The organism is Plantibacter elymi (nom. nud.), from assembly GCF_900177795.1.
Lineage (GTDB): Bacteria > Actinomycetota > Actinomycetes > Actinomycetales > Microbacteriaceae > Plantibacter > Plantibacter elymi.
The window spans coordinates 345,633-370,496 of record NZ_FXWJ01000002.1 but is presented as its reverse complement, the minus strand read 5'-3'; the positions used below and the strand labels follow the sequence as shown (position 1 = coordinate 370,496).

Genomic DNA, 24,864 nt, shown 5'->3' with positions numbered 1-24,864 from the left:
TTCCACCCGAACCCGACGCTGTGGCCGCCAGGCCGCTGTGCACCTCGAACGATGGAGTGATTTGTGGACGCTGGAAACGTCGCCTGGATCCTGACGAGCTCGGCGCTCGTCGCCCTCATGATCCCGGCCCTGGCTCTGTTCTACGGCGGGATGGTCTCGTCCCGCCGCATCCTCAACATGATGATCATGTGCTTCGGCGGGGCCAGCCTCGTCGCGCTGCTCTGGGTGGCCTTCGGGTACTCGCTCGTCTTCGGTGACTCCGTCGGCGGGCTCGGACTCATCGGGAACCCGTTCGAGTTCGCGGGGCTCGACCAGGCACTCGTCGACGACCCCGATGCCGGCATTCCCCTCGCACTCTTCGCGGCGTTCCAACTGCTGTTCGCCGGGGTGACGACGGCACTCGTCGCCGGCGCGGCCGCCGGTCGCATGAAGTACGGCGCCTGGTTGTTGTTCGCCGGGCTCTGGGCGACGCTCGTGTACTTCCCGGTCGCGCACTGGGTGTTCGCCTTCTCGAACGACACGGCGACCGGTGGATGGATCGCGAACACCCTCGGTGCCGTCGACTTCGCCGGCGGGACGGCCGTGCACATGAACGCCGGCGTCGCGGCGCTCGCACTGGCCCTCGTGCTCGGGAAGAGCAAGGACTGGGGCGGCAAGCTCCGTCCGCACAACCGCCCGCTCGTCCTCGTCGGCGCCGGGTTGCTCTGGATCGGGTGGTACGGCTTCAACGCCGGCTCGGCGCTGGCAGCCGGCAACGCGGCAAGCGTCGTGTTCCTCAACACCACCGTCGCCGCCTGTGCCGGGCTCATCGGCTGGTCCATCGTCGACCGGCTCCGCCACGGAGCGGTCACGAGCCTCGGCAGCGCATCGGGGATCATCGCCGCCCTCGTGGCGATCACCCCCGCCTGCGGTGCCGTCTCGCCCATCGGTGCCATCATCATCGGGGCCATCGCGGGCGTCGTCTGCTGCCTCGCCATCGAGTGGAAGTTCCGGCTCGGCTTCGACGACTCCCTCGACGTCGTCGGGGTCCACCTCGTCGGAGGCATCATCGGGACGCTCCTCATCGGGGTGTTCGCGACGGATGCGGCTCCGAACGGACGTTCGGGTCTGCTGTACGGCGGCGGATTCGAACTGCTCGGCGTGCAGACGATCGCGACCGTCGCGGTCCTCGCCTACTCGTTCATCGTCACCTGGGTGATCGCGAAGCTGATCCAGATCACCATCGGTCTGCGGATCCCCGAGGAGCACGAGGTCGCCGGGATCGACGAGCACGCGCACGCCGAGCGCGCCTACGAGGACGAAGACCTGGAAGCACGCGCATGACGAGCGTCATCGTCGTCGGAGCCGGGCTCGCAGGTGCTGCGGCGGCCTGGCGCCTCGCCCAGGCCGGGCACGACGTCACCGTCCTCGAGCGGAGTCGCCCGGCCAACGAGTGGGGATCGTCCCACGGATCGGCCCGGATCTTCCGCTACGCCTACCCGGAGGCGTCCTACACCCGTCTCGTCCTCGCGGCGGCGTCAGGGTGGGACGAGCTCGGCCTGGAACACGGGCGTCCACTGATCACGCAGACGGGGGCGCTCGACTTCGGGACGACCCGCCGCCCGGAGCACCTCGCGTCAGTGCTGGCGGAGCACGGCATCGATCACGAGCTGCTCTCCCGAGACGAAGCCAGAGCCCGTTGGGACATCGGCTTCGACACGCCCACTCTGTGGCATCCGGGAGCCGGCGTCATCGACGCGGAGCGGGCGGTGATGGCGATGCTCGAATCCGCCGTCCGCGCCGGGGCCACGGTCCTGAACGATCAGCCGGTCGAGCGGGTCGCGCGGACTGCCACCGGATACCGGGTGCTCGGGTCTCGGGGGAGGGCGTTCGATGCGGAGCAGGTGGTCGTCGCAGCCGGCGGCTGGCTTCCGGACCTCCTCGGCGAGCTCGCGCTGCCGGGCGGGTTCCTCGACGCGTTCCCGGCCCTCGAGGTCAGTCAGGAGCAGGCGTACCACTTCCCGTATCGGGACCGGATCGGCGTCGACGCGGAAGATCCGGCGCGATCCGGTTCAGTGTGGCCCACCTTCATCCACAAGTCCGAGCGGATGCAGGTCTACGGGCTCCCCGGTGGGCGCGACGCCGAGTGGCGTGGTCAGAAGGTCGCCGAGTACAACGGCGGCAGGCGCATCCCCTCGGCAGCCGATCATGACGGCGTCGTCGACGACGCGAACCGCCGACGGGTCGTCGCCTACGTCCGCGAGTTCCTCCCGAGCCTCGTCCCGGAACCGTATGCGGAGACGACCTGCCTGTTCACGAACACCCCGACGGAGGACTTCGTCATCGACCGGGTCGACGGGATCACTGTCCTGGCGCCCTGCTCCGGCCACGGTGCCAAGTTCGCCCCGCTCATCGGCGAATACGCCCTCGCGCTGATCGAGGGGCGAGACGTTGTGCCAGCGATGTTCCGGCCGAGCCTGGCAGCGGTCCGGTGACCCGCGACACCGTGGTCTCGCTCCTAGACGAGATCGCGGGGATCGGTCGGGATCAGCGTCGGGGAGGCTACTCGAGGCCTGTCTATTCCGCGGCTGAACTCGAGCTGCGGGAGTGGTTCGTCGGTCAGGCCGAGCGCCGTGGCCTCGACGTGGACATCGACGGGAACGGGGTCATCCGTGCCTGGTGGCATGCGCCATCACGTTCGACGGCGGGTGCGGTGGTCACCGGGAGCCATCTCGACTCGGTGCCGGGCGGTGGCGCCTACGACGGACCACTCGGGGTCGCATCGGCGCTGGTCGCTATCGATCACCTGCGCTCGCGTGGCGTCGAGCCGACCAAGCCGATCGTCGTCGCCGTCTTCCCCGAGGAGGAAGGCTCGCGCTTCGGCGTCGCATGCCTCGGCTCACGGCTCCTCACCGGTGCGATCAGTCCGGAGCGGGCGCTGGCCCTGCGCGACGTGGAGGGCGACACGTTCGCCGAGGTCCTCGCACGCAACGGTGTCGATCCGCGGGGTGTGGGGCCCGATCCGGCCGGGCTCGGAGCGATCGACGCGTTCGTCGAGCTCCACGTCGAGCAGGGTCGGGCGCTGGTCGACCTCGATCGCCCGGTCGCGATCGGCTCGAACATCCTGGGGCATGGACGGTGGCGGGTGTCGATCCGCGGTGAAGGGAACCATGCGGGGACGACCCTCATGCAGGATCGACGGGACCCGCTCGTCGCGGCCGCTCGGATGATCACCGATATCCGCGCGATCGGAAGCGCGACGCCTGACGCTCGGGCGACCGTCGGCCGGGTGCTCCCGTTGCCGGGAGGCACGAACGTGATCGCGTCGAGCGTGGACTTCTGGATCGACGTCCGCCATCCCGACGACGTCGTGACCGCCGCGATCGTGGCGGCGATCACCGAACGCCTGTCGCTCGTCGCAGCGGAGGAGGGTTGCGTGGCCGCGATCACCGAGGAGTCGTTCAGCGCCACGACCGACTTCGACCCGTTCCTCCGCGGGCGTCTCGAACGGATGCTGCCGGAGGCGCCCGTGCTCGGTACCGGAGCGGGGCACGACGCCGGAGTGCTCGCGTCGCACGTGCCGACCGCGATGCTCTTCGTCCGGAACCCGACCGGCGTCTCCCATTCGCCGGAGGAGCGCGCCGAGGACGCCGACGCCGAGGCCGGCGCCGTGGCACTCGCGGACGTCCTGGAGGGACTGGCGGTCGGCGTCGGGACCACCTGATGGCCTCGGTCGGCCGTGTGCGGGAGATGGTCCTGCTTGTCCGGCCGGCCGACGAGCCGCGGGACGTCAGCGGTGGAGCTCGTGGACGACGGCGTGCCCCTTGCCGCGGCTGATCAACCAACGGTTGACCGGTGTGGTGACGACGAAGGCCAGGGCGAGAGCGGCGACCAGGGAGCCCCAGAAGAGACCACTGGTGAGGCCGGCGTCCATCGCTCCGGGGATGGCGAGCATCGCGGTGTTGTCGATGATCTCCATGACCGCGATCGACACGGTGTCCGCAGCCAGCGCGACACCGATGGCGGCGCGCCAGGACAGGCCCGCGCGCAACACACCACGCATCGTGAGCGCGTAGCCGAAGACGAAGGCCAGTGCGATCGAGAGCACCACGGTCCCGAGATTGTGCAGTCCGAGGGCGGTGCCGATCACCATGCCCAACACCTCGCCGATGGCACAACCGGTGAGGCAGTGGAGGGTGGCGGTGGCCGCCATCCGCCAGGAGGTCGCGTTGTCGGATGCGTGGCCGTGGTTGTGGTGGGTGTGGTCGCTCATGAGCACTCCTTCGGTTCGCCCATCAGCCCGAACAATACCCCTTAGGGGTATATTCCGCTCGTCTGATCCGCGTGCCTGGCGGCGGACCGAGCTGTTTCGGTCCGGCAGGTGGGCGTGCTGCCCGTCGTTGGTCAGGATGGTGAGGACTTCGACGGGGATCCCGCCATATGCACCGATGGCGTGCGGGATCATCGTGCTGAATTCGGCGGCATCGCCCGCTTCGACGATGATGAGCCTCTCGCCGAGTCGGAGTTCGGCGGTGCCGGTGAGTACGGTGAACCAGTCTCGTCCGGGATGCACCCCCGCTTCCTCCGCCGGTGGTGCTGGTGTGGTGATGCGCATCTTCGCCACGCCCAGGCCGTTCGGGGCGCGATTGTTCGCGAGCGTCCACACGGTCATCCCGCGCTCGTGCACCTGACGAGGTCGGATCACGACGTCGGTGTCGTCCGTCGGTTCGATGAGCTGATCCACGCTCGCGTCCAATGCCCGGGCGATGGGGATCAGCTGGTCGAGGGCGATCCTCCGGGCTCCAGTCTCGATCCGGCTGAGGTTCGACGGACTCAGGAAGCTGCGTTCCGCAAGCGTGTCCAAGGACCAACCGCGGGAGTGGCGGAATGCTCTGATCCCGCTGTCCACGATGACGAGGTCGCTCGCACTGGATACGCTGTCCGACAACGGTGGCTGAGTGAATGGAGCGCGTGATGAGTTCGGTCGATCCCCGGGAAGTCCGTCGTCGCCAGGCGGAGGCTCGGGTCGGTTCGCCGGGCGCTGCGGTCGGGATCGCCGTCGGGCTCGGGTTGATCACCGCCGGTGCGGCTTTCGTCGCCCGTGCGATGTTCGGATTCGCCGAGTTCGACCTGATGGACGAGGTGAACGAGCCACCCCTGGCGATCTTCGGGATGATCGCCGGCCTCCCGACGATCATCCTGGGCTTCCTGATCCATGCCGGAGCGAGTCGCCGGTTCACCGGCCGGGTCCTGAGCGCACCCGGCGTGGGTCCCGGGTCCATACTGTTCGTCGGTCTCGCCGTCGGGGCCTGGTGGGGCGTCGGTTCGATGACCACTGTCGGCGAGCTGTGGCTGGTCCCGGCCGCTCTGACGGGCCTCGCCGCCGCGCTCCTCATCATCGGAGCGATCGTCAGAGCGCGTCGTCGATCACGTCAGGACGGCCTCCGTCAGCTGGTCGCGACGGGGCGGATCGTGCCGGCGGTCGTCGTCGAGATCCCCGAGATCGACGCGTCCTCCGGCGGCCTCGTCGGCGAGATCACGGCGACGTTCACGGACACGGCCGGGGTGGACCGCTGGGTGACGAAGCTGGGCCAGTGGAAGCGCGCGGAACTGCCCGCGACGGGCGATCCGGCCATGGTCGTGTTCGACCCGGCCCGACCCTCGGACACCGCTCGGATCTGGATCGGACCTGCGGGATCGAGCACGGCCGCCGACTTCACCCGCTGGCACCAGGGCTGAGGCACGGTCCTTCCGGTCAGGAGTCGAGCGCCTCGTCGACCACGGCGAAGACCTCGGGATCCCAGGTGAGCGCGCGCTCCCACGGGAGGTCGAAAGCGTCGGCGAAGAAGATGCTGTGGACGTCGTCCTCGAAGGAACGGCGGACCACGCGGGGGAGCACGTCGACCGGGACGTCGTCGGCTCGGGCGCTTCGCAGGGCCACCAGACCGTCGTGTGGCCACAGCTGCCGGGGTTCGGCTGCCGTGTGGAAGTGACCCGCACCGACTGCGGTGACGGCGACGCCATCGAGGAAGCCGGCCTGCGTCGTGTTCCACTCGCGCAGGAACCGGCGTGAGACCTCGTCGGCAGCGCCCTGGGAGTTCTCTGCGGCATAGCCGCTCGAGCGCTCGAGGATCGTCGTGGTCCCCTCGTCGCCGTGGGCGTCGTGGACCGAGACCTCACCGGTGAGCACGTCGCCGAGGAGCGATCCCTCCCATGGTGTGCCGAGGGTGACGAGGCGGCCGATCGACGGGCCGGAACCGCGCAACTCGCGGATCGCGGCACGAGAGAAGAGACCGCCCATGGAGTGGGCGACGAGGTCGACGCTCGCGAAGCCGTGTTCGTCGGACAGCCACCGCAGGAACGCGGCCAGGCTCGTCCCGCCGGCGTCGATCCCACCGACGGCGTTGACGGTCACCTCGGCGGGCAGCACGATCGGGACGTCGGCGAACCCCTGCCAACCCGCGTCCTCGTGCACCTCCCCGGCACCGATCCGTGCCGGCGCGGTGAAGACCGGGATCTCCCGCCCGAGCAGGTGCGCACGCAGCGCGGTGAGGGTGTTCCCGGCGGCGAGGCCGGAGCCGGCGGCATGGTCCGGACCCGTGAACGGGGTCACGGCCGCACCTCCTGACACGAGGACGATCGCATCGGCCATGGTGCTCCTTCCGGCTGGCTACGACGTCAGCGTACTGGTCGGGCGAGGTCGATCCGCAGTGCGTTGCGACGCACGTCGTCGATCGCGGTCGCGACCGCACCCTGCGCCACCATGTCGGCACCGAGTTCCGACGCGACGAGCACGGGAGGTTCCGCGCTCATGTAGCCGGGGATGCGCTCCGACGCGACCTCGAGCAGCTGCGACATCGACGGAGCGATCCCGCCGGCGAACACGATGCGCTCGACGTCGAGCAACCCGCCCAGGATGGCGCTCATCCGCGCGATGCGATCACCCATCCGGCGCACCAGGTCGAGCGCGACCGTGTCGCCATGGTCCGCCGCAGCGAGGACCGACTGCGCATCCACCTGCGCAACCGGTATGCGGCTGAGCGGGCTGCTCTCCGGGAGCCCGCCGCTCTCGCGGTACTCGCGACCCCAGTCGCGCAGGAGTGCGGCGATGCCTCGCGACGAACCGACGCCGTCGACGAGGTCGAGGAGGTGCAGCTCGCCCGCCCGGCCGCGACCGCGGACGAGTCGACCGTCGACGACGTATCCGGCTCCGAGCCGCTCGCCGGTGACCACCGTGATGTAGGAGTCGACGCCGACGCCGGCGCCGATCGCACCCTCGGCGACGGCGGCGAGGTTCGCGTCGTTGTCGGTGACGACCGCGCAGCCGTGGTCGCGGATGCGCTCACCGAGCCGAGGGTTCATGCGGTCCCAGAAGACGTTGCCCTCGGGTGACCGCCCGAGTGCGTCGATGGGGGCCGGGACGCCGAGCACGATGCAGAGCGGCGGTTTCGGCCCGCACTGCCGCAGGGCCTCGTCGATCGCCGCGTCGACGGCGTCGACCCGTGCCTCAGCGGTGGCCGCCGGATCGACGGTGTGGTGCGACCTCGCGAGTTCCCGACCGCGCAGGTCTGCAGCGATGGCGGTGATGGAGTGGGCTCCGGCGTCGACACCGACGACGATCCCGGCGTCGATGCGCAGCTCGTAGCGACGGGCGGGGCGACCTTTCCGATAGGCGGCACCGGCCTGACGTGCGTCGTCGAGCTCCGTCAGCCAACCCAGTCCGATGAGTTCGTCGGAGAGCGTGATCGCCGTCGATCGTGACAACCCGGTGGCGGTGATGACGTCGGCCGCGGTGAACGCGGACGTCGCCCAGGCGTGATCGAGGACGGCGGTGATGCTGGAAGAGCGCGGCTCCGCTGCCCGCTCCGTCGTCGTCGCTTCCATGACCGACAACGATATCCACGATCCGCAGGCCGCGCGCGGATGCCGAGCCGGGGAGGCACTGCACCGTGCGCAGAACCGTGAACGATCACGGTGTCCGACCCGTGGATGTCGTGATGGAACCGGTGCTTGACCAGACGCCGAACGGATGGCAGAGTTTCTGTCATCAGTTGATTTACTCTCTGTATTTAGTCAGCGGATCCATCGATGGAGCCGCGGAAGGACAATGATGTCGAACCCACTGAAACGCGCGATACGCGCCACGGCCGGAGTGGCGGGGGTGGCGCTCCTGGCCAGCGTCCTCGTCGGTTGCTCGAGTGATGGTCGCGAGACCATCCACTTCACGTTCAGCAAGCGTGAAGCGTTCACCTTCATGAACCAGGCCGTCGCGGACTACAACGCCTCGCAGCAGCAGTACGAGGTCGTCATGGACACCTCGGGGCCCGATCCGCTCGCGGCCAGCTTCGTCCGCGGCAACCCGCCGGACCTCATGCTCTCGAACTACAACCACGAGGTGTCGCGCTTCGTCGAACGGTGCGCGCTCTCCGACCTGTCCGACACGACAGCGGCGGCGTCCATCCGCAACGACCTCCAGCCGTTGCTCGACCAGTACGGCGTCTGCGAGGGACGCACGAGCGCGCTGCCCTACTCGGTGATGGCCGCTTCCGTCATCTACAACAAGACGATCTTCGCCGAGTACGGCCTCGAGGTGCCGACGACCTGGAGTGAACTCATCGCCGTCTCCGACACACTGAAGGCGGCCGGCGTGGCGCCGTTCTACGCGACGTTCGCCGATGCCTGGACCGCCAACCAGGGTTGGTTCGACTACTCGGTCGGTGGTGCCGTCGACATCCCGGACTTCTACGACCGGCTCGCGGAGGAAGGCACCGAGGTGGGACCGGATGCTCCGGTCTCCTTCGAGAAGGACTTCCTGGATCCCATCGAGAAGATGCAGCTGCTCGCCAAGGAGTACACACAGGCTGATGCGCCGAGTCGCACCTACGACGCCGGCAACGTCGCCTTCGCCGAGGGCAAGGGCGCCATGTACTTGCAGGGCCCGTGGGCGTTCAGCCAGATCGCACTCACCGCACCGGATCTCGACCTCGGGACGTTCCCGCTGCCGATGACCGAAGACCCGAAGGACCTCAAGGTCCGGGTGAACCTCGACCTCGTCACCATCATCCCCGAGGAGGCGAAGAACCCCGAGGGTGCCCGCGACTTCCTCGAGTACCTCTTCCAGCCGGAGGTGATCCAGGCCTACAACGAGTCCCAGCTCGGATTCGTCCCGACGGACGACGGCAAGGCTCCTGACGACCCGCGCGTCGCGGGCATGATCCCGTACTACGACGCCGGCGCGTTCTACCAGGGGCCGGGCGTGCTCAACCCCCGCGCCATCCCGACCGAGAACTACGCGCAGTCGCTGGTCCTCGGCACCAACGCGGCGTCGATGCTCCGCACCATGGACGCGGACTGGGCACGACTCGCGTTCCGACAGCCGCCCGTCACGAGCAAGGAGGGTTCCGAATGAGCGCCACCACATCGATCGTGACCGGAGGCAACCCGAAGGTCCGACGCAGCACCAAACGGGTCGAGCCGATCTACTACTTCTTCCTGTTCCCGGCCGTCATCCTGTTCACACTCGCGATCACGCTCCCCGGCGTCGTCGGCATCTTCTTCAGCTTCACCGACTCCATCGGGATCGGCGACTGGGAGTTCATCGGCTTCACGAACTACATCGCCGCGTTCAGCGACCCGGCCATCCTCACGAGCTTCCTCTTCACCTTCGGGTTCTCGCTCGTGACGGTCATCGCGGTGAACGTCATCGCGTTCCTGCTCGCGGTCGGCCTGACCGCGAAGATCCGCTTCAAGATGGGGCTCCGCGGGATCTTCGTCATCCCGATGGTCATCTCGGGCATCATCATCGCCTACGTGTTCCAGTTCCTCTTCATGAACTCGGTACCGGCCGCCGGCTCGGCGCTCGGGATCCCGTTCCTCGAGACCAGCATCCTCTCCAACCCGGACCTGGCCTGGCTCGGCATCGTGATCGTGACGGCCTGGCAGTCGATCCCCGGCACGCTGCTCATCTACATCGCTGGTCTCCTCGCGGTCCCCGGTGATGTCTACGAGGCGGCGTCGCTCGACGGCGCGAACAAGCGCCAGCAGCTGCTGCGGATCACCCTGCCACTGGTCATGGGATACGTCGTCATCAACGTGATCCTCGGCTTCAAGAACTACCTGAACGCCTACGACATCATCGTCGGCCTGACCAACGGTGGCCCGGGAACCTCCACGCGGAGCATCTCGATGACGATCATCCGCGGGTTCCAGACCGGTGACTACGCCTACCAGATGGCCACGGCCACCCTGTTCTTCATCATCACGATCATCATCGCCCTCGTGCAACTCTCGGCGACGCGCGGAAGGAACGCACTCTGATGGCCACGCCAACCGTGCTCAGCACCCAGTCCATCACCACGGCGAACGCCACCCCGAAACAGCGGACCAGGGGAGAGCGGGTGAGCTGGTCGACGACGATCATCCTGCTGCTCTGCGCCGTGACCGTCCTGCTGCCGCTCTACGTGACGATCTCGATGGCGTTCAAGACCGACACCCAGTCGGTCGACGACAACGCCTTCTCGCTCCCGGCACCGTTCAGCATCGACGGCTTCGTCCAGGCCTGGACGCTCACGAAGTTCCCGGTCGGCTTCGCGATGTCGCTCCTCGTCACAGCAGGGACCGTGGTCGCGACGATCATCCTCGCCTCCTTCGCCGCGTACGCCATCGTGCGCAACTGGGATCGCCGACTGTTCCGCTTCTCGTTCTTCTACCTGCTCGCCGCGATGTTCATCCCGTTCCCGGTCGTCGCACTGCCGCAGATCCAGCTGACCGGTCGGGTCGGACTCGACAACCCGTTCGGGGTGATCATCCTCGCCACGATGTTCCAGCTGAGCTTCAGCGTGCTGCTGTTCACGGCGTTCCTGCGATCGATCCCGATCGAACTCGAGGAGAGTGCGCGCATCGACGGTGCGAGCACCTGGCAGACGTTCTGGAGACTGATCTTCCCGCTCCTGGCTCCCATGAGCGCCACGGTCGGCATCTTCGCGTTCCTCTACGCCTGGAACGACTTCATGATGCCGTCGCTCATCATCTCGGACGCGGGACTGCAGACCCTCCCGGTGCGACAGAACCTCTTCCAGACCCAGTTCAGCAGCAACTACAACGTCGCCTTCGCCTCGTACCTGATGGCGATGGCCCCCGCGATCATCGCCTACCTGTTCGCGCAGCGTTGGGTGATGTCGGGCGTCACCCAGGGTGCCGTCAAGGGGTGACCCGCCCGACCGACCGCCCGACACCGGATCCATCCATCATCAGAGAGACCGAGGACCACGCCGTCATGACCGACGCACTACTCGTCGACACCGACACCGACACCGAGTCCGCCGATGCCGGGCGGACGGCCGCCGCCAGCTGGTGGCGTCAGGCCGCCGTGTACCAGATCTACCCGCGGAGCTTCGCCGACGCGGACGGGGACGGTCTCGGCGACCTGCCGGGCATCCGCTCGCGGGTCGACTACCTCACGGACCTCGGGATCGACGCGATCTGGCTTAGTCCGTTCTATCCCTCGGCGCTGGCCGACGGCGGGTACGACGTCGCGGACTACCGCGACGTCGACCCGCGGCTCGGCACGCTGGAGGACTTCGACGAGCTGATCGCCGCCCTGCACGACCGCGGGATCCGGGTCATCGTCGACATCGTGCCGAACCACACCTCGGATCTACACGAGTGGTTCCAGGAGGCGCTCGCCGCCGGCCGCGGGTCGGCGGCTCGCGACCGGTACCTCTTCCGCGAGGGGAAGGGAGCATCGGGGGAGGAACCGCCCACCGATTGGGAGTCGGTCTTCGGCGGCCCCGCCTGGGAGCGGGTCGAGGACGGCCAGTGGTACTTCCACAACTTCGCCACCGAGCAGCCGGACCTCAACTGGGACCACCCCGAGGTCCGCGCCGACTTCCTGAAGACGTTGCGGTTCTGGTCGGATCGGGGCGTGGACGGCTTCCGGATCGACGTCGCGCACATGCTCACGAAGGACCTCACCGAGCCGCTGCCGAGTCGTGCTGAACTGGAGCTCATGCCGCAGGACGGCACCCACCCGCTGCTCGACCGCGACGACGTGCACGAGGTCTACGCCGAGTGGCGGCGGGTGTTCGAGGAGTACGACCCGCCGCGCACCGCTGTCGCCGAAGCGTGGGTGAGTTCACCTGAGCGCCGGGCGAAGTACGCATCGGCCGAGGGACTCGGCCAGGCCTTCAACTTCGACCTGCTCGAGGCGGACTTCGATGCCGACGAGTTCCGCACGGTCATCACCGACAACCTGGCACAGGCGGCGGAGACGGGGTCGTCGACGACGTGGGTGCTGTCCAACCACGATGTGACCCGTCACGCCACGCGGTACGGACTCCCGCCCCTGGCCGGGCGACCGGTGAAGCAGGGCACCGAGTGGGTCGCGGCGGGTGGTCCCGAGTCCGACATCGATCGCGACCAGGGGCTCAAACGCGCCAGAGCGGCGACGCTCCTGCTCCTCGGGCTTCCCGGGAGCACCTACCTCTACCAGGGTGAGGAGCTCGGCCTGCAGGAGGTCGCCGCGATCACGGCGGAGCAGCGTCAGGACCCCGCGTTCTTCCGCGGCGGCGAGTACGACGGGCTGGGCCGCGACGGTTGCCGCGTGCCGCTGCCATGGTCGGCGGACGGACCGGCCTTCGGCTTCGGAGGTGCGGTCGCGCACCTGCCGCAACCAGCCTGGTTCGCCGAGTACGCGGTCGACGTGGAGGCAGCGGATCCGACCTCGACGCTCTCGCTCTACCGCGAGGCACTCCGGCTGCGACGACTACTGCAGACCGAGGAGCGCCTCGAGTGGATCGAAACGGGGAGGCCCGACGTCGTCCGATTCGTGCGGCCGAACGGTTGGCAGGTCGTGACGAACTTCGGCACCGCGCCGTTCCCACTCCCCGCGGAGGCCGGACCGGTCGTGCTCGGCGCGCTCGTGGACGGGGAGCTTGCCGGAGCGTCGACGGTGTGGATCGCCTCGCCGAGCCTGCTCGAGTGATCGTCGAGCGCTGATCGGGGCGGAATCGACCTGGCCCCGATCAGCCGACCATTGTCGCGAAGCGATCCGTGTCAACGAACGGTGCCGGTGAGGGACTCGTGCAAGGCGTCGATGATCGCCGAGGCGCGCACGTCGCCGACGCCCTCCATCTGATTCGTCAAGAACGCGAACCCGATGTCCTGGCGTGGATCGGCGAACGCGACCTGTCCGCCGGCACCGTCGTGCCCGAAGCTGCTCGACGACAGGTAGTGGCGGGCCTCGCTGTCGAGCTGGAACCCCATACCCCAGGCCGGCCACGGCCCGGGAACCTCCCAGACGGGCGGACCGGACGATTGCACGGTGGTGGCCGCGGCGATGGTGGGCACGTCGAGCAACCGGACGCCGTCGGTCTCGCGGAACGAGGCCGACCAGATTGCGGCCAGGGCCCGGGCGCTGGCGATCCCTCCGGCGCCGGGAATCTCCGCCGCCTGGACCTCGGTTCGGTTGAACCCGGCCTCCGGGCCGACGAGTTCGGGCGGCAGAGCACCGCCGAGCGTCATCGCCTGCTCCGACCAATCGACGACGCCCGCTGTCCGGGCCGCCGCCTGGACCCGCGTCAGCTCCGCGAGCGAGTCGCCGACGAGCATGGTGGCGACCCGCCCGTGTTCGGAGGGAGGCAGACCGATCCACGCGTCAGCGCCGAGCGGACGCGCGACCAGGTCCTGGAACGCTGCTCCGACGCTCATCCCCGTCACTCGGCGGACGACCTCACCGATCAGCCAACCGTGGGTGATCGCGTGGTAGGCGTATCCGGCTCCCGGCTCCCAGAGCGGCGCCTGCGCCGCGAGTCGCCCGGTGACCGTGTCCCACGCGAGCAGCTCGCTGGGGGTGAGCGGGATCCGTGGTGCGGAGAGCCCTGCCCGATGCGCGAGCAGCTCCCGCACGCGCACCGCCGACTTGCCCGCAGCCGCGAACTCCGGCCAGTACTCGACAACCGGTGCATCGTAGGAGAGCCGTCCCTCCTGCACGAGCCGCGCCGCCAACAGCGACATCAGACCCTTCGTACAGGAGAAGACCACGCTCAGCGTGTCGTCACGCCACGGGATGGAGGCCGCGGCATCGGTGGTCCCGGCCCAGAGGTCGACGACGGACACGCCACGGTGACGGACGGCGAGCGCGGCACCCATCGTCGGCTGGCCGTCGAAGGCACGCTCGAACGAGGCGGCGACCGACTCGAAGCCGGGGGAGACCAGGCCGTGCACCGTTACCGTCATGAGCCCACCTCGTCCATGGTCGCACGTCGAGGCTTCGGGGGTTCCGGTCGTGGTGGGAGGAGATCCTCGACCGGCAGCGGGTCGCTGATCGTCCCGACGAACCGACCGTCGTCGTCCTGGTTGACGAACGCGAGCAGCACCTGCCTACCTGATCGGTCCGTGATGATGCGCCCGCTGTAGAGCCGTTCGTCGAAGATGAGCCTCGCGTCCTCGGGGAAGAACGGTCCCGCAGGGCCCGCCGCGGGAGCGATCCACACCCCTCCCGTCTCTCCGGACACCTTGCGCGAGCCGGCGAGCATCGACGTGTCGCAGGAGAACAGCACGGACCAGCCCTCCGCCGTCTCGATCGGTTGCAGGACTTCCAAATGCTCGAACCCGGCACCGGGCTCACTCAACGGGGGAGCGGGACGCCACGAGCTGAGGTCATGGGAGACCGCGTGTCCGACGACGCCGCGGTCCGAGTCCGGACCGCGATTCGCCCGGGCGGTCACGAGCATGTGCCAGCCGTCACCGGCCGGATCGGCGAACACCCACGGGTCGCGCCACGCCTCCTCCGGCCAGCTGCCGTCACCGAGTCGTTCGTACCACGGGCCGTCGGCAGCCAGGACGGGGCCGTCCTGCTTCGACCAGGTGTGCAGGTCGCTCGACGTCGCGACGCCCACCGTCTCGATGTTCGCGTGGCTCTCCGCGTCGAGGAACCGCGAGCCCGTGTAGAAGAGGTACCAGCGGTCGTTCGGCCCCAGCACGACGCTGCCGGTCCAGGTGGCCGTCCCATCGAAGGCGGACGGCTCGCCCGGCGACAGGACCGGCCCGAGATCGGTCCACGTCCGCAGGTCCTCCGAGGTCGCGTGTCCGATCCGGGCGTTGCGGTGCCGTCGCTGGGGGTCGCCGAGCGATTTCGGCGCGTGCAGGTAGAAGAGGTGGAAGGTGTCGCCGTCGTCGGCGAACCAGAAGTCCCACACCCAGTGGTCGTCGATTTCGAAGGTCATGTACGGAGCCGATCGTGGAAGGAGTGGGTTGATTCAGGGCGCTGGTGCGGAGCCGTCATGGGGTCAGCCCTTGACGGCGCCCTGCAGCAACGCGGTGATGAACTGGCGCTGGAAGACGACGAACACGAGGATCGTCGGGACGACGATGAGTAGCGCGCCCGCGTTCAGCAGCGGGATGCTGTTGCTGTACTGCCCCTGGAAGAACGTGAGAGCGCCGGCGACCGTCCGGTTGAGCGGGTCGGACACGAGCACCACCGGCAGGAGGAACTGGTTCCAGGTCCACAGGAACAGGAGGATGGCGAGTGCCGACAGCGCCGGGCGGGCGAGCGGCAGTTGAATGCGCACGAATTCCTGCCAGGTCGTCGCACCGTCGACCCGAGCCGCTTCCGAGAGCTCGGAAGGGATCCGCACGAAGTGTGCTCGCATCCAGACCACGCTGAACGGCATGAACAGGCCGATGAGCGGCAGGATGATCGCCCACTGCGTGTTCAGCAGTCCGAGCGATTGGATCTCGTAGTACAGCGGGATGATGAGCGACTCGAACGGGATCGTGAGTCCGACGATGAGGAAGACGAACACGAAGCCTCCACCTCGAATCCGCAGGTTGCCGAGCGCGTACCCTGCCAGTGTCGCGAACAGCAGACTCACCGGTACGACGCCGAGGACGATCAGTGCGCTGGAGCCCATCAGCTGCCACACGTGGCCGGTCTCGAACGCGAGGACGAAGTTGCCCCACTGCGGGTCGGTGGGCCAGGTCAGCCCCGTCGGGTTCACCTCTGCAGGCTGCAGGGCCGCCGAGATCATGTTGAGGAGGGGCAGGACGGTGAGGACGAGGACGACGACCAGGATGGCACGGCCGAGGATGACTTCGGTCTTCGAGGTGATCATCGATCGCTCACTTTCGCCAGACGCTGCAGGGGGAGGACGCAGGCGAGGACGAGCACCATGAGGACGATGCCGAACGCCGAGGCGAGGCCGACGTCGCTCTGGGTGAACCCGATGCGGTAGATGGAGATGCCGGGCACGAGGGTCGAACGGCCGGGGCCTCCGAGGGTGGTGGTGTAGATGATGTCGAAGCTGCTGAGTGCGGCGATGACCGTGATCGTCACGAGCACGGAGATCTCCTGACGCAGTCCCGGCACGGTGATGGTGGTGAACTCGCGCAGCCAGCCGGCGCCGTCCAAGCGGATCGCCTCGTACAGGGACGAGTCGATCTTGCCGATACCGGTGAGGAACAGGACGGTGCAGAGGCCCGTGAGCACCCACGAGCCGATGAGTCCGACCGCGGGCAGCGCCGTCTGGAAGTCACCGAGCCACGGACGCGCCAGACCGCCGAGTCCGACGGCGCCGAGGATCTGGTTCACGGCGCCCGTCTGCGCGTACATCCAGGACCAGGCGATACCGGCTGCCGCGAGCGGGATGATCTGCGGGAGGAAGAGGATCGTCTGTGACACCGTGGAGAACGGGCCGGGACGCATGGACCGCATCAGGTTGGCGAGAACGAGCCCAGCGGACACCGGGATCGCGGTGAAGAAGACGATGAGGATGAACGCGTTGCCGATGGACCCGAGCAGGTCGGGGTCGGTGAACACCCGCAGGTAGTTCGCGAACCCGACCCATTCGGACGGACCGACGCCGTTCCATCGGTAGAAGGAGTACTGCACGCCCGTCAACAGCGGATAGACGACGAACCCGATGTAGGCGAGTAGGGCGGGGATGGTGAAGAGCCACCCGATGAGGACCGCCCGCCGGGCCGCGGTGCGTCCGCGGGCCCGACGGGGTGCAATCGTGCCGGTCATGCCGGCAGCCCACGTCGGAGGTCGGCGTGCGTGAGCCGCACGCAGAGGATCGGTCGATTGCGGGTCATGGTGCTCAGCCGGCCAGTTCCTTGGTGTAGAAGTCCTGGACGGCGTCCACGAAGTCCTGGCCGGTGATCTTGCTCGTGACGAGCAGCTGGGACTCGGGGATGATGGCGCCCGCGTAGATACCGGCGGTCGCGTTCGACATGAAGTCGACCTGACCGTTCTCGGCGCCGATCTGCGCGGACATCTTCAGGGCGTCCTCGAGGAGGGAACCGGCCGGCACGGTGGGCAGCGCCTGGCTGGGGTCGCCTCCAGGAGCGGCTCCGGTGACGTCCACGACGATCTGGCGGGCTGCCTCGTCCGTGTGGATCCAGTTGAGGAAGTACACGATCTCGTTGAGGTGCTTGGACTTCGCCGCCACCGAGAAGGAGTTGGCGGCACCCATGGCCACGTGATCGCCGCCCGCCTTCACCGGCGGGACGAGGAAGAAGTCGACGTCGTCACCCATCTTCGCCTGCGTGTCCGCTGCGGCCCAGTTGCCGTTGAAGGTGAAGAGTCCCTCGCCGCCTTGGAACCGACTCACGAACGACGCGTAGTCGATCGCGTTGATGTCGCTCGGGAAGTATCCCGCGTCGGCCCAGCTCCGGATGAGCTCAGCGCCTTGGACGTTGCCCTTCGTGTCGTACGTGGCACCGGGCTTGTTGAAGATCCAGTCCGACATCTCGGCCTTGTCGCCGTACTGGTTCATGGCCGCCTGGATGACGAAGTTGACGACGCCGTCCTTGTCTCCCGCCATGATCGGCAGGACCCCGGCCGCCTTCGCGGTGGCGAAGTCGTCCTCGAGTTCGCCGAGCGTCGCCGGCGGCGCGTCGATTCCGAGTTGCTTGGCCAGCTTCAGGTTCATGTAGATGCCCGTCACGCTGTAGCCGAGGCCGAGCTGGTACAGCGATCCCTTGCCGCGGATGCCGTCGGCGTCGACCCGCAGCGGCGCGAGTTGCGACTCTGACCAGGCGTCCCAGCCGTAGGCCTCGGAGTACGGGTCGAGATTGGCGAGCAGGCCGTCCTTCACCGTGTCGCCGATGGTCGGGAGCCTGATGAGGTCGGGCGGGGTGTCGCTCGCGAGGAGTTTCGGCGCGTTCGCCGTGAGGTTCGCGAAGGTGTCGCGGTTGATCTTGAAGGTGATGTTCGGGTGTTGCTTCGTGAACTCGTCGGCCAGCTTCTCGGTGACCGGGAAGCCGGTCTCGTCGGCGATGGTGAGCTCGACCTTGTCCTTGGTCAGCGTGGTGCTGACGTCGACCGATGACGAGGCTGCGGGCGCCGAGCCGCCCGGAGCGCAGCCGGTGAGGGCGAGCGCGGAGGCCGCGGCGAGCGAGGTGAGGGCGACCGCTGAGCGGACGACTCCCCGACGGGAGGGACGGGTGAACATGAGGAGACTCCTTTGTCGAAGGTGCAGTGCTGTGACGTGCGCCGAGCGCGTCGAACCGCCTCGGCCGCGCGCCTGAGGGGGACGAGCGGGTAACCGGACCGGCCTACCTAAATCCATGTAGTTCGTCACTAAAAGGTTTTAGATAGCAGTAATGTTCTGCGGAGGCCCGAGGTTTGTCAAGTGTGATCTGATGGACGGGTCGGAGACCGGAACCGAGGGGAGTAGCGATGGCTCGAAACAGGGTGACGCTGGCGGATGTCGCGCGAGAGGCGGGGCTGTCGATCACCGCGGCCTCGATGATCCTCAACGGTCGTCCGGAGACCGGGCTGTCGAAGGAGTCCCATGATCGTGTCTTCGCCGCCGCCGAGGCGCTCAACTACCGGCCGAACGTGGCCGCCCGCGGACTCCGGACGGACAAGACCCGCACGATCGGGTTCATCTCCGACGAGATCGCCACCACACGGTACGCCGGTGGACTGATCAAGGGCGCTCTCGAGGCCGCCGAGGAGGCTCGCCACGTCATCCTCCTCCTCGAGACCGGCGGTGATCCCAGACGGGAGGCCGAGGCGATCGGCGCGGTCCTCGATCGACAGGTCGACGGCATCATCTTCGCGACCATGCGATCGCGCGAGTTCTTCGTTCCCGAGCTTCCGACCTCGACCTCGGTCGTCATGCTGAATGCGACGAATTCGCATCATCCCGTCTCCGTCCTCCCGGATGAGTTCGCCGGCGGACGCGCAGCGATCGAACTGCTCCTCGACCACGGTCACTCAGCGGGCATCGCGCTCATCGGGCAGAACGACGAAGTGGAGCGGGACCGCTTCCGTTCCGCGACGGTGGAGGCCCGGGTGGCCGGTATCCGCGGGGCGATGCGGGAGCGCGGCCTGACCTTCGTGGCGGAGGAGTCCATCCCGGTCTGGGAGCCCGAGCACGGCTATCGCGCGGTGCACGAACTCTTCGCTCGGCGGGACGACGTCCGGGCCCTGCTCTGCCTCAACGATCGTCTCGCCTTCGGTGCTTATCAAGCGTTGGCCGAACTCGGTCTGTCCGTGCCCGGAGACGTCTCCGTCGTCGGGTTCGACAACGACGAGGTCGCCTCCTATCTGCGCCCGGAGCTCTCGACCATCGCGCTGCCCCACGAGGAGATGGGCCGTCGTGCGGTCAAACTCCTGCTCGAGGGCGCATCGGGCGAGCCGGTGCTCGTCCCGATGCCGGTGGTGTCGCGCTCGTCCGTCGAACCACCGCGCGGCTGAACGGACTCGAACCGGAGGACGGCCCTCCGGCGGCGGGCCCCACCGCGGTCAGAGGCCGAGGCGGTCGAGCTGCTCCTCGAACCGGATCTGCACGTCCTCCGGCTCGGCGTCCTCCTCGGTGCTCCAGATCGCGTCGAGCTCCTGTTGGACGGACGCCGGGAGGGCGGCGAACTTCTCGTCCCACGCGGCGATCGGCGTCCAGTACCCGACGACCTTGAACCGGGTGGCGGGTAGCCCGAGCTCCTTGCGCAGGTACTTGCGCACGTCGCGGAGGGCCACCGTCTCACCCGCCACCCAGATGTAGCCCTGATCGAGCGGGAGGCGCTCGTCCACCACACTCCGGACGAGCCGGCCCAGCGCACTCGGGCCGTGTCCGTTGCCGCCCACCACCCAGGTCACCGTCACATCGTCGTTCGTCTCGATGACGATCCGATCCCGCTCGCTCGGTACCTCGAGCACCACGCGGGTCCGCAGTCCGGGCGGTGTCTGTTCGACGATGCGCTTGACTGCGGGAAGACCGGTGAGGTCAGCGACGAGGACCTGCCAACCGATGTCGGCGGGCGGCGCGTACAGGCCGGTGGGCGAGTTCAGGCCGAGCACGTGCCCGGGCTGGGCGCGAGCCGCCCACGGCCCCGCGACCCCGGCCTCGTGCACGACGAAGTCGATGTCGATCTCGAGGGGGTCCTGCCGCACGGCGCTGATCGTGTAGGTCCGCATCGGTGCCTGCGGGGAGCCCTCCGGCGTCTCCCACCAGTCGCCTGCCGGTACCGGGAGCGAGACCTCCGTCGGGTCGGCACCGTGGGGGAAGAAGACGCGGACGTACTCATCGCCCGTGCCGGTGCTGACGAAGTCCTCGACGCCCGGACCGCCGAGGGTGATGCGGATCAGGTTCGGACTCAGGGGTGTCGCTGCGGTCACGATGCCGCGGTGGATCTTCATGGCGTCTCGGCCTCTCGGGTCGGTTCGGTGTGCTGGGTCGGGTGCGGCCTGTGCGCGAGCCAGGACTCGCGGTAGGGGCCGGGGGAGGCGAGGAGTTCCGCGTGCGTGCCGTGCTGGACGATCCGACCGTCCGCGAAGACCGCGATCCGGTCGGCGGTGGCGGCCTGCTCCAACCGGTGCGCGATCAGCAGCGCGGTCCGGTCCGTCCGGAGGACGGCGATCGCCGCTTCGACGGCGTCGCGATGGTGCAAGCCGACGTCGGCCGTCGCCTCATCGAGGATCACGATCGCCGGGTCCGCCAGGAACGCCCGAGCGACCGCGAGTTGCTGGATGCGTCCCTCGTCCAGCGGCACGGGCGACTCCCTCGAGTCGGTCGGGTCCGCCGCCGGGTCGTCCTGCAACGCGGTGACCGCCCACTCGGCTCCGACGGCACGGAGCGCCGAGACCATCTCGTCCCGGCTGGCGTCCGGAGCCCCGAGCCTGAGGTTGTCGGCGATCGAGCCGCGGAAGTGGTGGAGCTCCTGCGACAGGTAGTACGGGGTGTCGTCGACGAGCACACGCCCCGACGTCGGGGGATGGTGTCCGGCGACGACCCGCGCCAGGGTGCTCTTGCCCGAGCCGGACGTGCCGACGAGCGCCGTGGTCGTTCCGGGCGGCACGTCCAGGGTGACCTGCGTGATCCCGCGGTCCGTGGTCCGGTACCGGAATGTCAGGTCACGCACTCGGATCCCGGGCGGTGCGGCGACACCGTCTGCGGCACCGCCGACGGGCGAGCGTGAATCCGTCATTGTGGACGACGAAGCCGCCGCGAGGTCGATGACCCCGACGAGCCGAGCCAGCCCGACCGTGGCCCGCTGGATGTCGTCGAGCCCGAAGATGAGCCGGCCGACCGGATCGAACAGCCGGTGGAACAGGAGCGCGGCGGTGGTCACGAGCCCGACGGTGATCGTGCCCTGCAGGTTGAGGAGGAAGCCGGTCGCCAGGATCGCCGACAGCCCGACGAGCTCACCCGAGTTGATCCATCGGAACAAGCGGTTCGCGACCCGCACGCCCTCGATCTGCGCGTCGATGGAGGCGGCCGCGCGTTCCCGGACACGTTCGAGCGCGTGGTCCGTGCCCACGAACGCGGCGAGGGTCTCCGCGCCGTCGACCGCGTCCAGCACGGCCTGACTGCGCGATGCCTCGCGGATCCGGACCGTTCGGAACACCACTCGGGATCGCCGGAGGAACGCCCGGGTCCCGAGGACGTAGCACGGCACCGAGGCGAGACCGGCGAGCGCGAGCCACGGGTCGACGGCTGCCAGGGCGACGGCCGACACTCCGATCGCGAACCCGGCGGAGAGGAGTGTCGGGGCGACGTTCCCGCCCGCCTCCGCGACCGCATCGACGTCGCCGGTGACCCGGGACAGGAGATCGGCACGCTCGCCGTCGTCGACGGTGCTCACCGGGAGCCGCATGGCCGAGGCGAACACGTCCTCGCGCAGTTCGGCGAGCAGGTCCTGCACCAGCCCCGTGAGCACCCGAGTCGCCCACAGCGTCACCGCGACGGCCCCGACAGCGCCGACGGCGGCTGCGGCCACCCAGCCTGAGACGACGCTCAGCCCGGTATCGGAAGCGACGGCGTCGACGATCCGCCCGAGACACGCGGGCATCACGACACCCAGTGCGGCGGCTGCGAGGAAGAGGACCACCACGGCGGCGGTCCGTCCGCGGTGTCGTCGGAGGAGGGCACCGACGACGGTTCGGACGCGGGAGCCGTCGGCGACGGGGAGCATCTCGGCGGTGGTGGGCTCCATGGCGGGATCAGTCATGGCGGGTCTCCGAACCGGGAGTGAGCTCGACGACTCTGTCGCAAGCGTTCAACAGGACAGGCGAGGTGGTGATGACGACGACGGTGCCGTCGTGCGCCGCGAGTGCTCGGGCGATGCGGGTCTCCGTGAGGACGTCGACGGCCGACGTCGGTTCGTCGAGGACGAGCACGTCCGCACCGGCATGGAGCGCCCGGGCGATGCCGATGCGCTGGCGCTGCCCGCCGGAGAGCCGCCTACCCGCCTCACCGACCGGTGACGACCAGCCGCCGAGCTGCACGACCGCATCGTCGAGCGCCGCCATGCCCACGAACACCGCGTCCGGGTCGCCGGTCACGTCATGACCGCGGACCGCCTCCGCCAGGGTGCCGCTCATGATGCGCTGGCCATGCGGTGGCGCGACCACACGACGGCGGTACGCCACCGGGTCGAGGTCCACCTGGTCGACGAGCCTGCCGTCGACGGCGAGCGAGACGCTGCCGCGCTCCGCGGGGGTCCGCATGCCGAGCAGGCGGGAGAGGGCGCGCGCGGTGTCGCTGTCTGGCGGCCGGATGCCGAGGAGTTCACCAGCACGGACGTCCACCGGTCGGTCCTGGTGTTCGAGGAGGAAGGACAGCACGACGTCGGTCGCAGGGCCGGAGTCGGACGGCTCGTCCGGCCGACCGCGCGCTTCGAGCAGGTCGTCGGCGTCGACGACCGCGGCCAAGCGCTTGGCGGAGGCGAGCTTGTGGATCCAGTTGGACGGGAATGTTCCCGCCTGTGCGAGGTATCCGCTGATGAACTGCGCGAGGCCGAGCACCGTCACGAGCTCGCCGATGCTGATCCGCCCCTCCGCGGCGAACCAGGCGGACAGGCCGACGAGTGCGGCCATGACGAATGCCGCCAGCGTGCCGCTCACGGCGTCGAAGAGGGCGAGGGACCGCCCGGCGGCCGTCGCTGCGCGTCGTGAGACGTCACTGGCGGCGTCATAGCGGCGAACGGCCTCAGCACGCCCGCCGATGCCCACGAGCACCCGGAACCCGCTCATGAAGTCGGCGGCCACCGCTCCGGCCTCGGTCGCCGCCCGTTGCTCGGCGAAGCCTCGGCGTTCCAGTGGTCGAGAGACGACGCGCATGACGAGCATCATCCCGATGGTCGACACGAACACCACGATCGTCGCCACCGGCGAGATCACCGACATCGCCAGGGCGGCTCCGATGATGGCCGCGATGGTCGCCGACTGCTGCGCGACCGACCAGGCGACCCCGGCCACCCGGTAGGTGTCGGACGTGACGACCGTCAGCGCCTCACCCGCCGAAAGGTTCTGTCGCGAGAGCTGCGGCCGAAGCATCCGGGACAGCGTGAGGTGCCGGAGCGCCTGTTCGCCGTGCCCGTAGATCGACACCATGAGGCGCGACGCCGACTGGTAGCTCACCGTCAGGACGAGGAAGGTTCCGACCAGGACCCCGATCCAGATCCCGAGGGCGACCGGATCGGACGGCACCACCGCACGGTCGATGGTCGCCCCGATGATCACGGGGATCGCCGCCTCCGACAGAGCGTGCACGATGAGGAGGCCGGTCGCGGCGACGAGCATGGCGCCGCGACCGTCCGCTCCCAGCGCGATGCCGAAGAGGCGCCGCGGCGTGCTGGTCGTCGTCTTGCTCATCGGGTCCGCCGTCCGAGCGGGAGCACCAGCGGGGTGCCGGAGACGGGGTCGGTGATGACCTGGCACGGCAGGTCGTACACGGCCTCCACGAGGTCGGCGGTGATGATCTCCTGCGGATCGCCCTGAGCGACGATCGCGCCGTCGCGCATCGCGACGAGATGGGTCGCATAGCGGGCGGCGTGGTTGAGGTCGTGGAGGACCGCGACGAGGGTGGTGCCGTTGCGGTGCAGATCCGTGAACAGCTCCATCAGCTCGATCTGGTGCGCGATGTCGAGGAAGGTCGTCGGCTCGTCGAGCAGCAGGTGCTTGGTCTGCTGGGCGAGTGCCATCGCGACCCAGACGCGTTGCCGCTGGCCGCCCGAGAGCTCGTCGACCAGCCGGCGGGACAGCTCCGTGACCCCGGTCGCGGCCATCGCCTCCGAGACTGCCGCTTCGTCGGCGCTGCTCCACGTCCGCATCGCGCTCTGGTGCGGGAACCGCCCGCGCCCGACGAGGTCGGCGACGGTGATCCCGTCGGGGGCGATGGCGGATTGGGGGAGGAGCCCGAGTCGGCGGGCGGTGTCCTTCGGTTTCGACGCGCGGATGTCAGCACCATCGAGGAGGACCGCGCCGGCGGTCGGGCGCAGGAGCCGCGCGAGTCCGCGGAGCAGGGTCGACTTGCCGCAGGCGTTCGGTCCGATGATGATCGTGAACGAGTCGTCCGGCACCTCGAGCGACAGCTCGGAGACGATCGGAGCATCCCCGTAGCCCAGGGTGAGGTCGCGGGCGAGGAGCGACGTGGTCAT

At 68.8% G+C, this 24,864-nt stretch carries 21 protein-coding genes; 9 read left to right on the top strand and 12 right to left on the bottom strand.

The window, feature by feature from the left end; genetic code table 11:
* The first annotated feature begins 63 nt into the window (after window positions 1–63).
* Genes CCK91_RS06625 through CCK91_RS06615 form a run of 3 tightly spaced genes read left to right on the top strand, consistent with a single transcriptional unit; the run spans window position 64 to window position 3,703 of the window.
* Window positions 64–1,323 (top strand): ammonium transporter, encoded by a 1,260-nt coding sequence (locus CCK91_RS06625; RefSeq protein ID WP_086473388.1) that lies wholly within the window; start codon window positions 64–66, stop codon window positions 1,321–1,323.
* Window positions 1,320–2,474, top strand: coding sequence for an FAD-dependent oxidoreductase (locus tag CCK91_RS06620; RefSeq protein ID WP_086473387.1), 1,155 nt, complete (start codon window positions 1,320–1,322; stop codon window positions 2,472–2,474). The genes CCK91_RS06625 and CCK91_RS06620 overlap by 4 nt, the downstream gene beginning before the upstream one ends.
* Window positions 2,471–3,703, top strand: a complete 1,233-nt coding sequence (locus tag CCK91_RS06615; RefSeq protein WP_086473386.1) for an allantoate amidohydrolase — start codon at window positions 2,471–2,473, stop codon at window positions 3,701–3,703. Before CCK91_RS06620 ends, CCK91_RS06615 begins: the two co-directional genes overlap by 4 nt.
* Before the next feature lie 66 nt (window positions 3,704–3,769).
* Here CCK91_RS06615 and CCK91_RS20120 read toward each other — a convergent pair whose 3' ends face one another.
* On the bottom strand, window positions 3,770–4,927 hold the full coding sequence (locus CCK91_RS20120; RefSeq protein WP_369821874.1) for a DUF4396 domain-containing protein: 1,158 nt from the start codon (window positions 4,925–4,927) through the stop codon (window positions 3,770–3,772).
* A gap of 26 nt (window positions 4,928–4,953) precedes the next feature.
* Between CCK91_RS20120 and CCK91_RS06600 the strand changes: the two genes are divergently transcribed.
* Window positions 4,954–5,718, top strand: a complete 765-nt coding sequence (locus CCK91_RS06600) for a hypothetical protein (RefSeq protein ID WP_133059940.1) — start codon at window positions 4,954–4,956, stop codon at window positions 5,716–5,718.
* Between the two features lie 16 nt (window positions 5,719–5,734).
* On the opposite strand, the gene CCK91_RS06595 is transcribed toward CCK91_RS06600, so the two are convergent.
* A complete protein-coding gene (locus tag CCK91_RS06595) occupies window positions 5,735–6,631 on the bottom strand; it encodes an esterase/lipase family protein (protein WP_086473384.1) in 897 nt (298 codons plus the stop codon).
* Between the two features lie 26 nt (window positions 6,632–6,657).
* A complete protein-coding gene (locus CCK91_RS06590; RefSeq protein WP_086473383.1) occupies window positions 6,658–7,863 on the bottom strand; it encodes an ROK family protein in 1,206 nt (401 codons plus the stop codon).
* 226 nt (window positions 7,864–8,089) lie between these two features.
* Between CCK91_RS06590 and CCK91_RS06585 the strand changes: the two genes are divergently transcribed.
* The 4 genes from CCK91_RS06585 (at window position 8,090) to CCK91_RS06570 (ending at window position 12,961) form a co-directional block, all read left to right on the top strand.
* Window positions 8,090–9,388 carry an extracellular solute-binding protein gene (locus CCK91_RS06585; RefSeq protein WP_086473795.1) on the top strand — a complete coding sequence of 433 codons (1,299 nt, stop codon included), beginning with the start codon at window positions 8,090–8,092 and terminating at the stop codon, window positions 9,386–9,388.
* A complete protein-coding gene (locus CCK91_RS06580; protein ID WP_079002413.1) occupies window positions 9,385–10,296 on the top strand; it encodes a carbohydrate ABC transporter permease in 912 nt (303 codons plus the stop codon). Before CCK91_RS06585 ends, CCK91_RS06580 begins: the two co-directional genes overlap by 4 nt.
* Window positions 10,296–11,189 (top strand): carbohydrate ABC transporter permease, encoded by an 894-nt coding sequence (locus CCK91_RS06575; RefSeq protein ID WP_086473382.1) that lies wholly within the window; start codon window positions 10,296–10,298, stop codon window positions 11,187–11,189. The genes CCK91_RS06580 and CCK91_RS06575 overlap by 1 nt, the downstream gene beginning before the upstream one ends.
* 65 nt (window positions 11,190–11,254) lie before the next feature.
* Window positions 11,255–12,961, top strand: coding sequence for a glycoside hydrolase family 13 protein (locus CCK91_RS06570; RefSeq protein ID WP_086473794.1), 1,707 nt, complete (start codon window positions 11,255–11,257; stop codon window positions 12,959–12,961).
* Window positions 12,962–13,032: 71 nt separating this feature from the next.
* Here the strand turns inward: CCK91_RS06570 and CCK91_RS06565 are convergent, their stop codons facing one another.
* From CCK91_RS06565 to CCK91_RS06545, 5 genes are all read right to left on the bottom strand, one after another.
* Window positions 13,033–14,214: a serine hydrolase domain-containing protein gene (locus CCK91_RS06565; RefSeq protein ID WP_086473381.1), complete on the bottom strand. Its 1,182-nt coding sequence runs from the start codon at window positions 14,212–14,214 to the stop codon at window positions 13,033–13,035.
* Window positions 14,211–15,203 carry a glycoside hydrolase family 68 protein gene (locus CCK91_RS06560; protein ID WP_086473380.1) on the bottom strand — a complete coding sequence of 331 codons (993 nt, stop codon included), beginning with the start codon at window positions 15,201–15,203 and terminating at the stop codon, window positions 14,211–14,213. The genes CCK91_RS06565 and CCK91_RS06560 overlap by 4 nt, the downstream gene beginning before the upstream one ends.
* Window positions 15,204–15,266: 63 nt before the next feature.
* Window positions 15,267–16,091, bottom strand: coding sequence for a carbohydrate ABC transporter permease (locus CCK91_RS06555; protein WP_086473379.1), 825 nt, complete (start codon window positions 16,089–16,091; stop codon window positions 15,267–15,269).
* Window positions 16,088–17,002, bottom strand: a complete 915-nt coding sequence (locus tag CCK91_RS06550) for a carbohydrate ABC transporter permease (protein ID WP_079705826.1) — start codon at window positions 17,000–17,002, stop codon at window positions 16,088–16,090. The genes CCK91_RS06555 and CCK91_RS06550 overlap by 4 nt, the downstream gene beginning before the upstream one ends.
* A 73-nt stretch (window positions 17,003–17,075) precedes the next feature.
* Window positions 17,076–18,431 carry an ABC transporter substrate-binding protein gene (locus CCK91_RS06545; protein WP_079705827.1) on the bottom strand — a complete coding sequence of 452 codons (1,356 nt, stop codon included), beginning with the start codon at window positions 18,429–18,431 and terminating at the stop codon, window positions 17,076–17,078.
* A 227-nt stretch (window positions 18,432–18,658) separates the two neighbouring features.
* On the opposite strand from CCK91_RS06545, the gene CCK91_RS06540 reads away from it, so the two are divergent.
* Window positions 18,659–19,684 (top strand): LacI family DNA-binding transcriptional regulator, encoded by a 1,026-nt coding sequence (locus CCK91_RS06540; RefSeq protein WP_086473378.1) that lies wholly within the window; start codon window positions 18,659–18,661, stop codon window positions 19,682–19,684.
* A 48-nt stretch (window positions 19,685–19,732) separates the two neighbouring features.
* Here CCK91_RS06540 and CCK91_RS06535 read toward each other — a convergent pair whose 3' ends face one another.
* From CCK91_RS06535 to CCK91_RS06520, 4 genes are read right to left on the bottom strand one after another with little or no spacing between them, the layout of a single operon-like run.
* On the bottom strand, window positions 19,733–20,623 hold the full coding sequence (locus CCK91_RS06535) for a siderophore-interacting protein (RefSeq protein WP_086473377.1): 891 nt from the start codon (window positions 20,621–20,623) through the stop codon (window positions 19,733–19,735).
* Window positions 20,620–22,434 (bottom strand): ABC transporter ATP-binding protein, encoded by a 1,815-nt coding sequence (locus CCK91_RS06530; RefSeq protein WP_086473376.1) that lies wholly within the window; start codon window positions 22,432–22,434, stop codon window positions 20,620–20,622. Before CCK91_RS06530 ends, CCK91_RS06535 begins: the two co-directional genes overlap by 4 nt.
* Window positions 22,427–24,079, bottom strand: coding sequence for an ABC transporter transmembrane domain-containing protein (locus CCK91_RS06525; protein ID WP_086473375.1), 1,653 nt, complete (start codon window positions 24,077–24,079; stop codon window positions 22,427–22,429). The genes CCK91_RS06530 and CCK91_RS06525 overlap by 8 nt, the downstream gene beginning before the upstream one ends.
* Window positions 24,076–24,864, bottom strand: a complete 789-nt coding sequence (locus CCK91_RS06520) for an ABC transporter ATP-binding protein (RefSeq protein WP_086473374.1) — start codon at window positions 24,862–24,864, stop codon at window positions 24,076–24,078. The genes CCK91_RS06525 and CCK91_RS06520 overlap by 4 nt, the downstream gene beginning before the upstream one ends.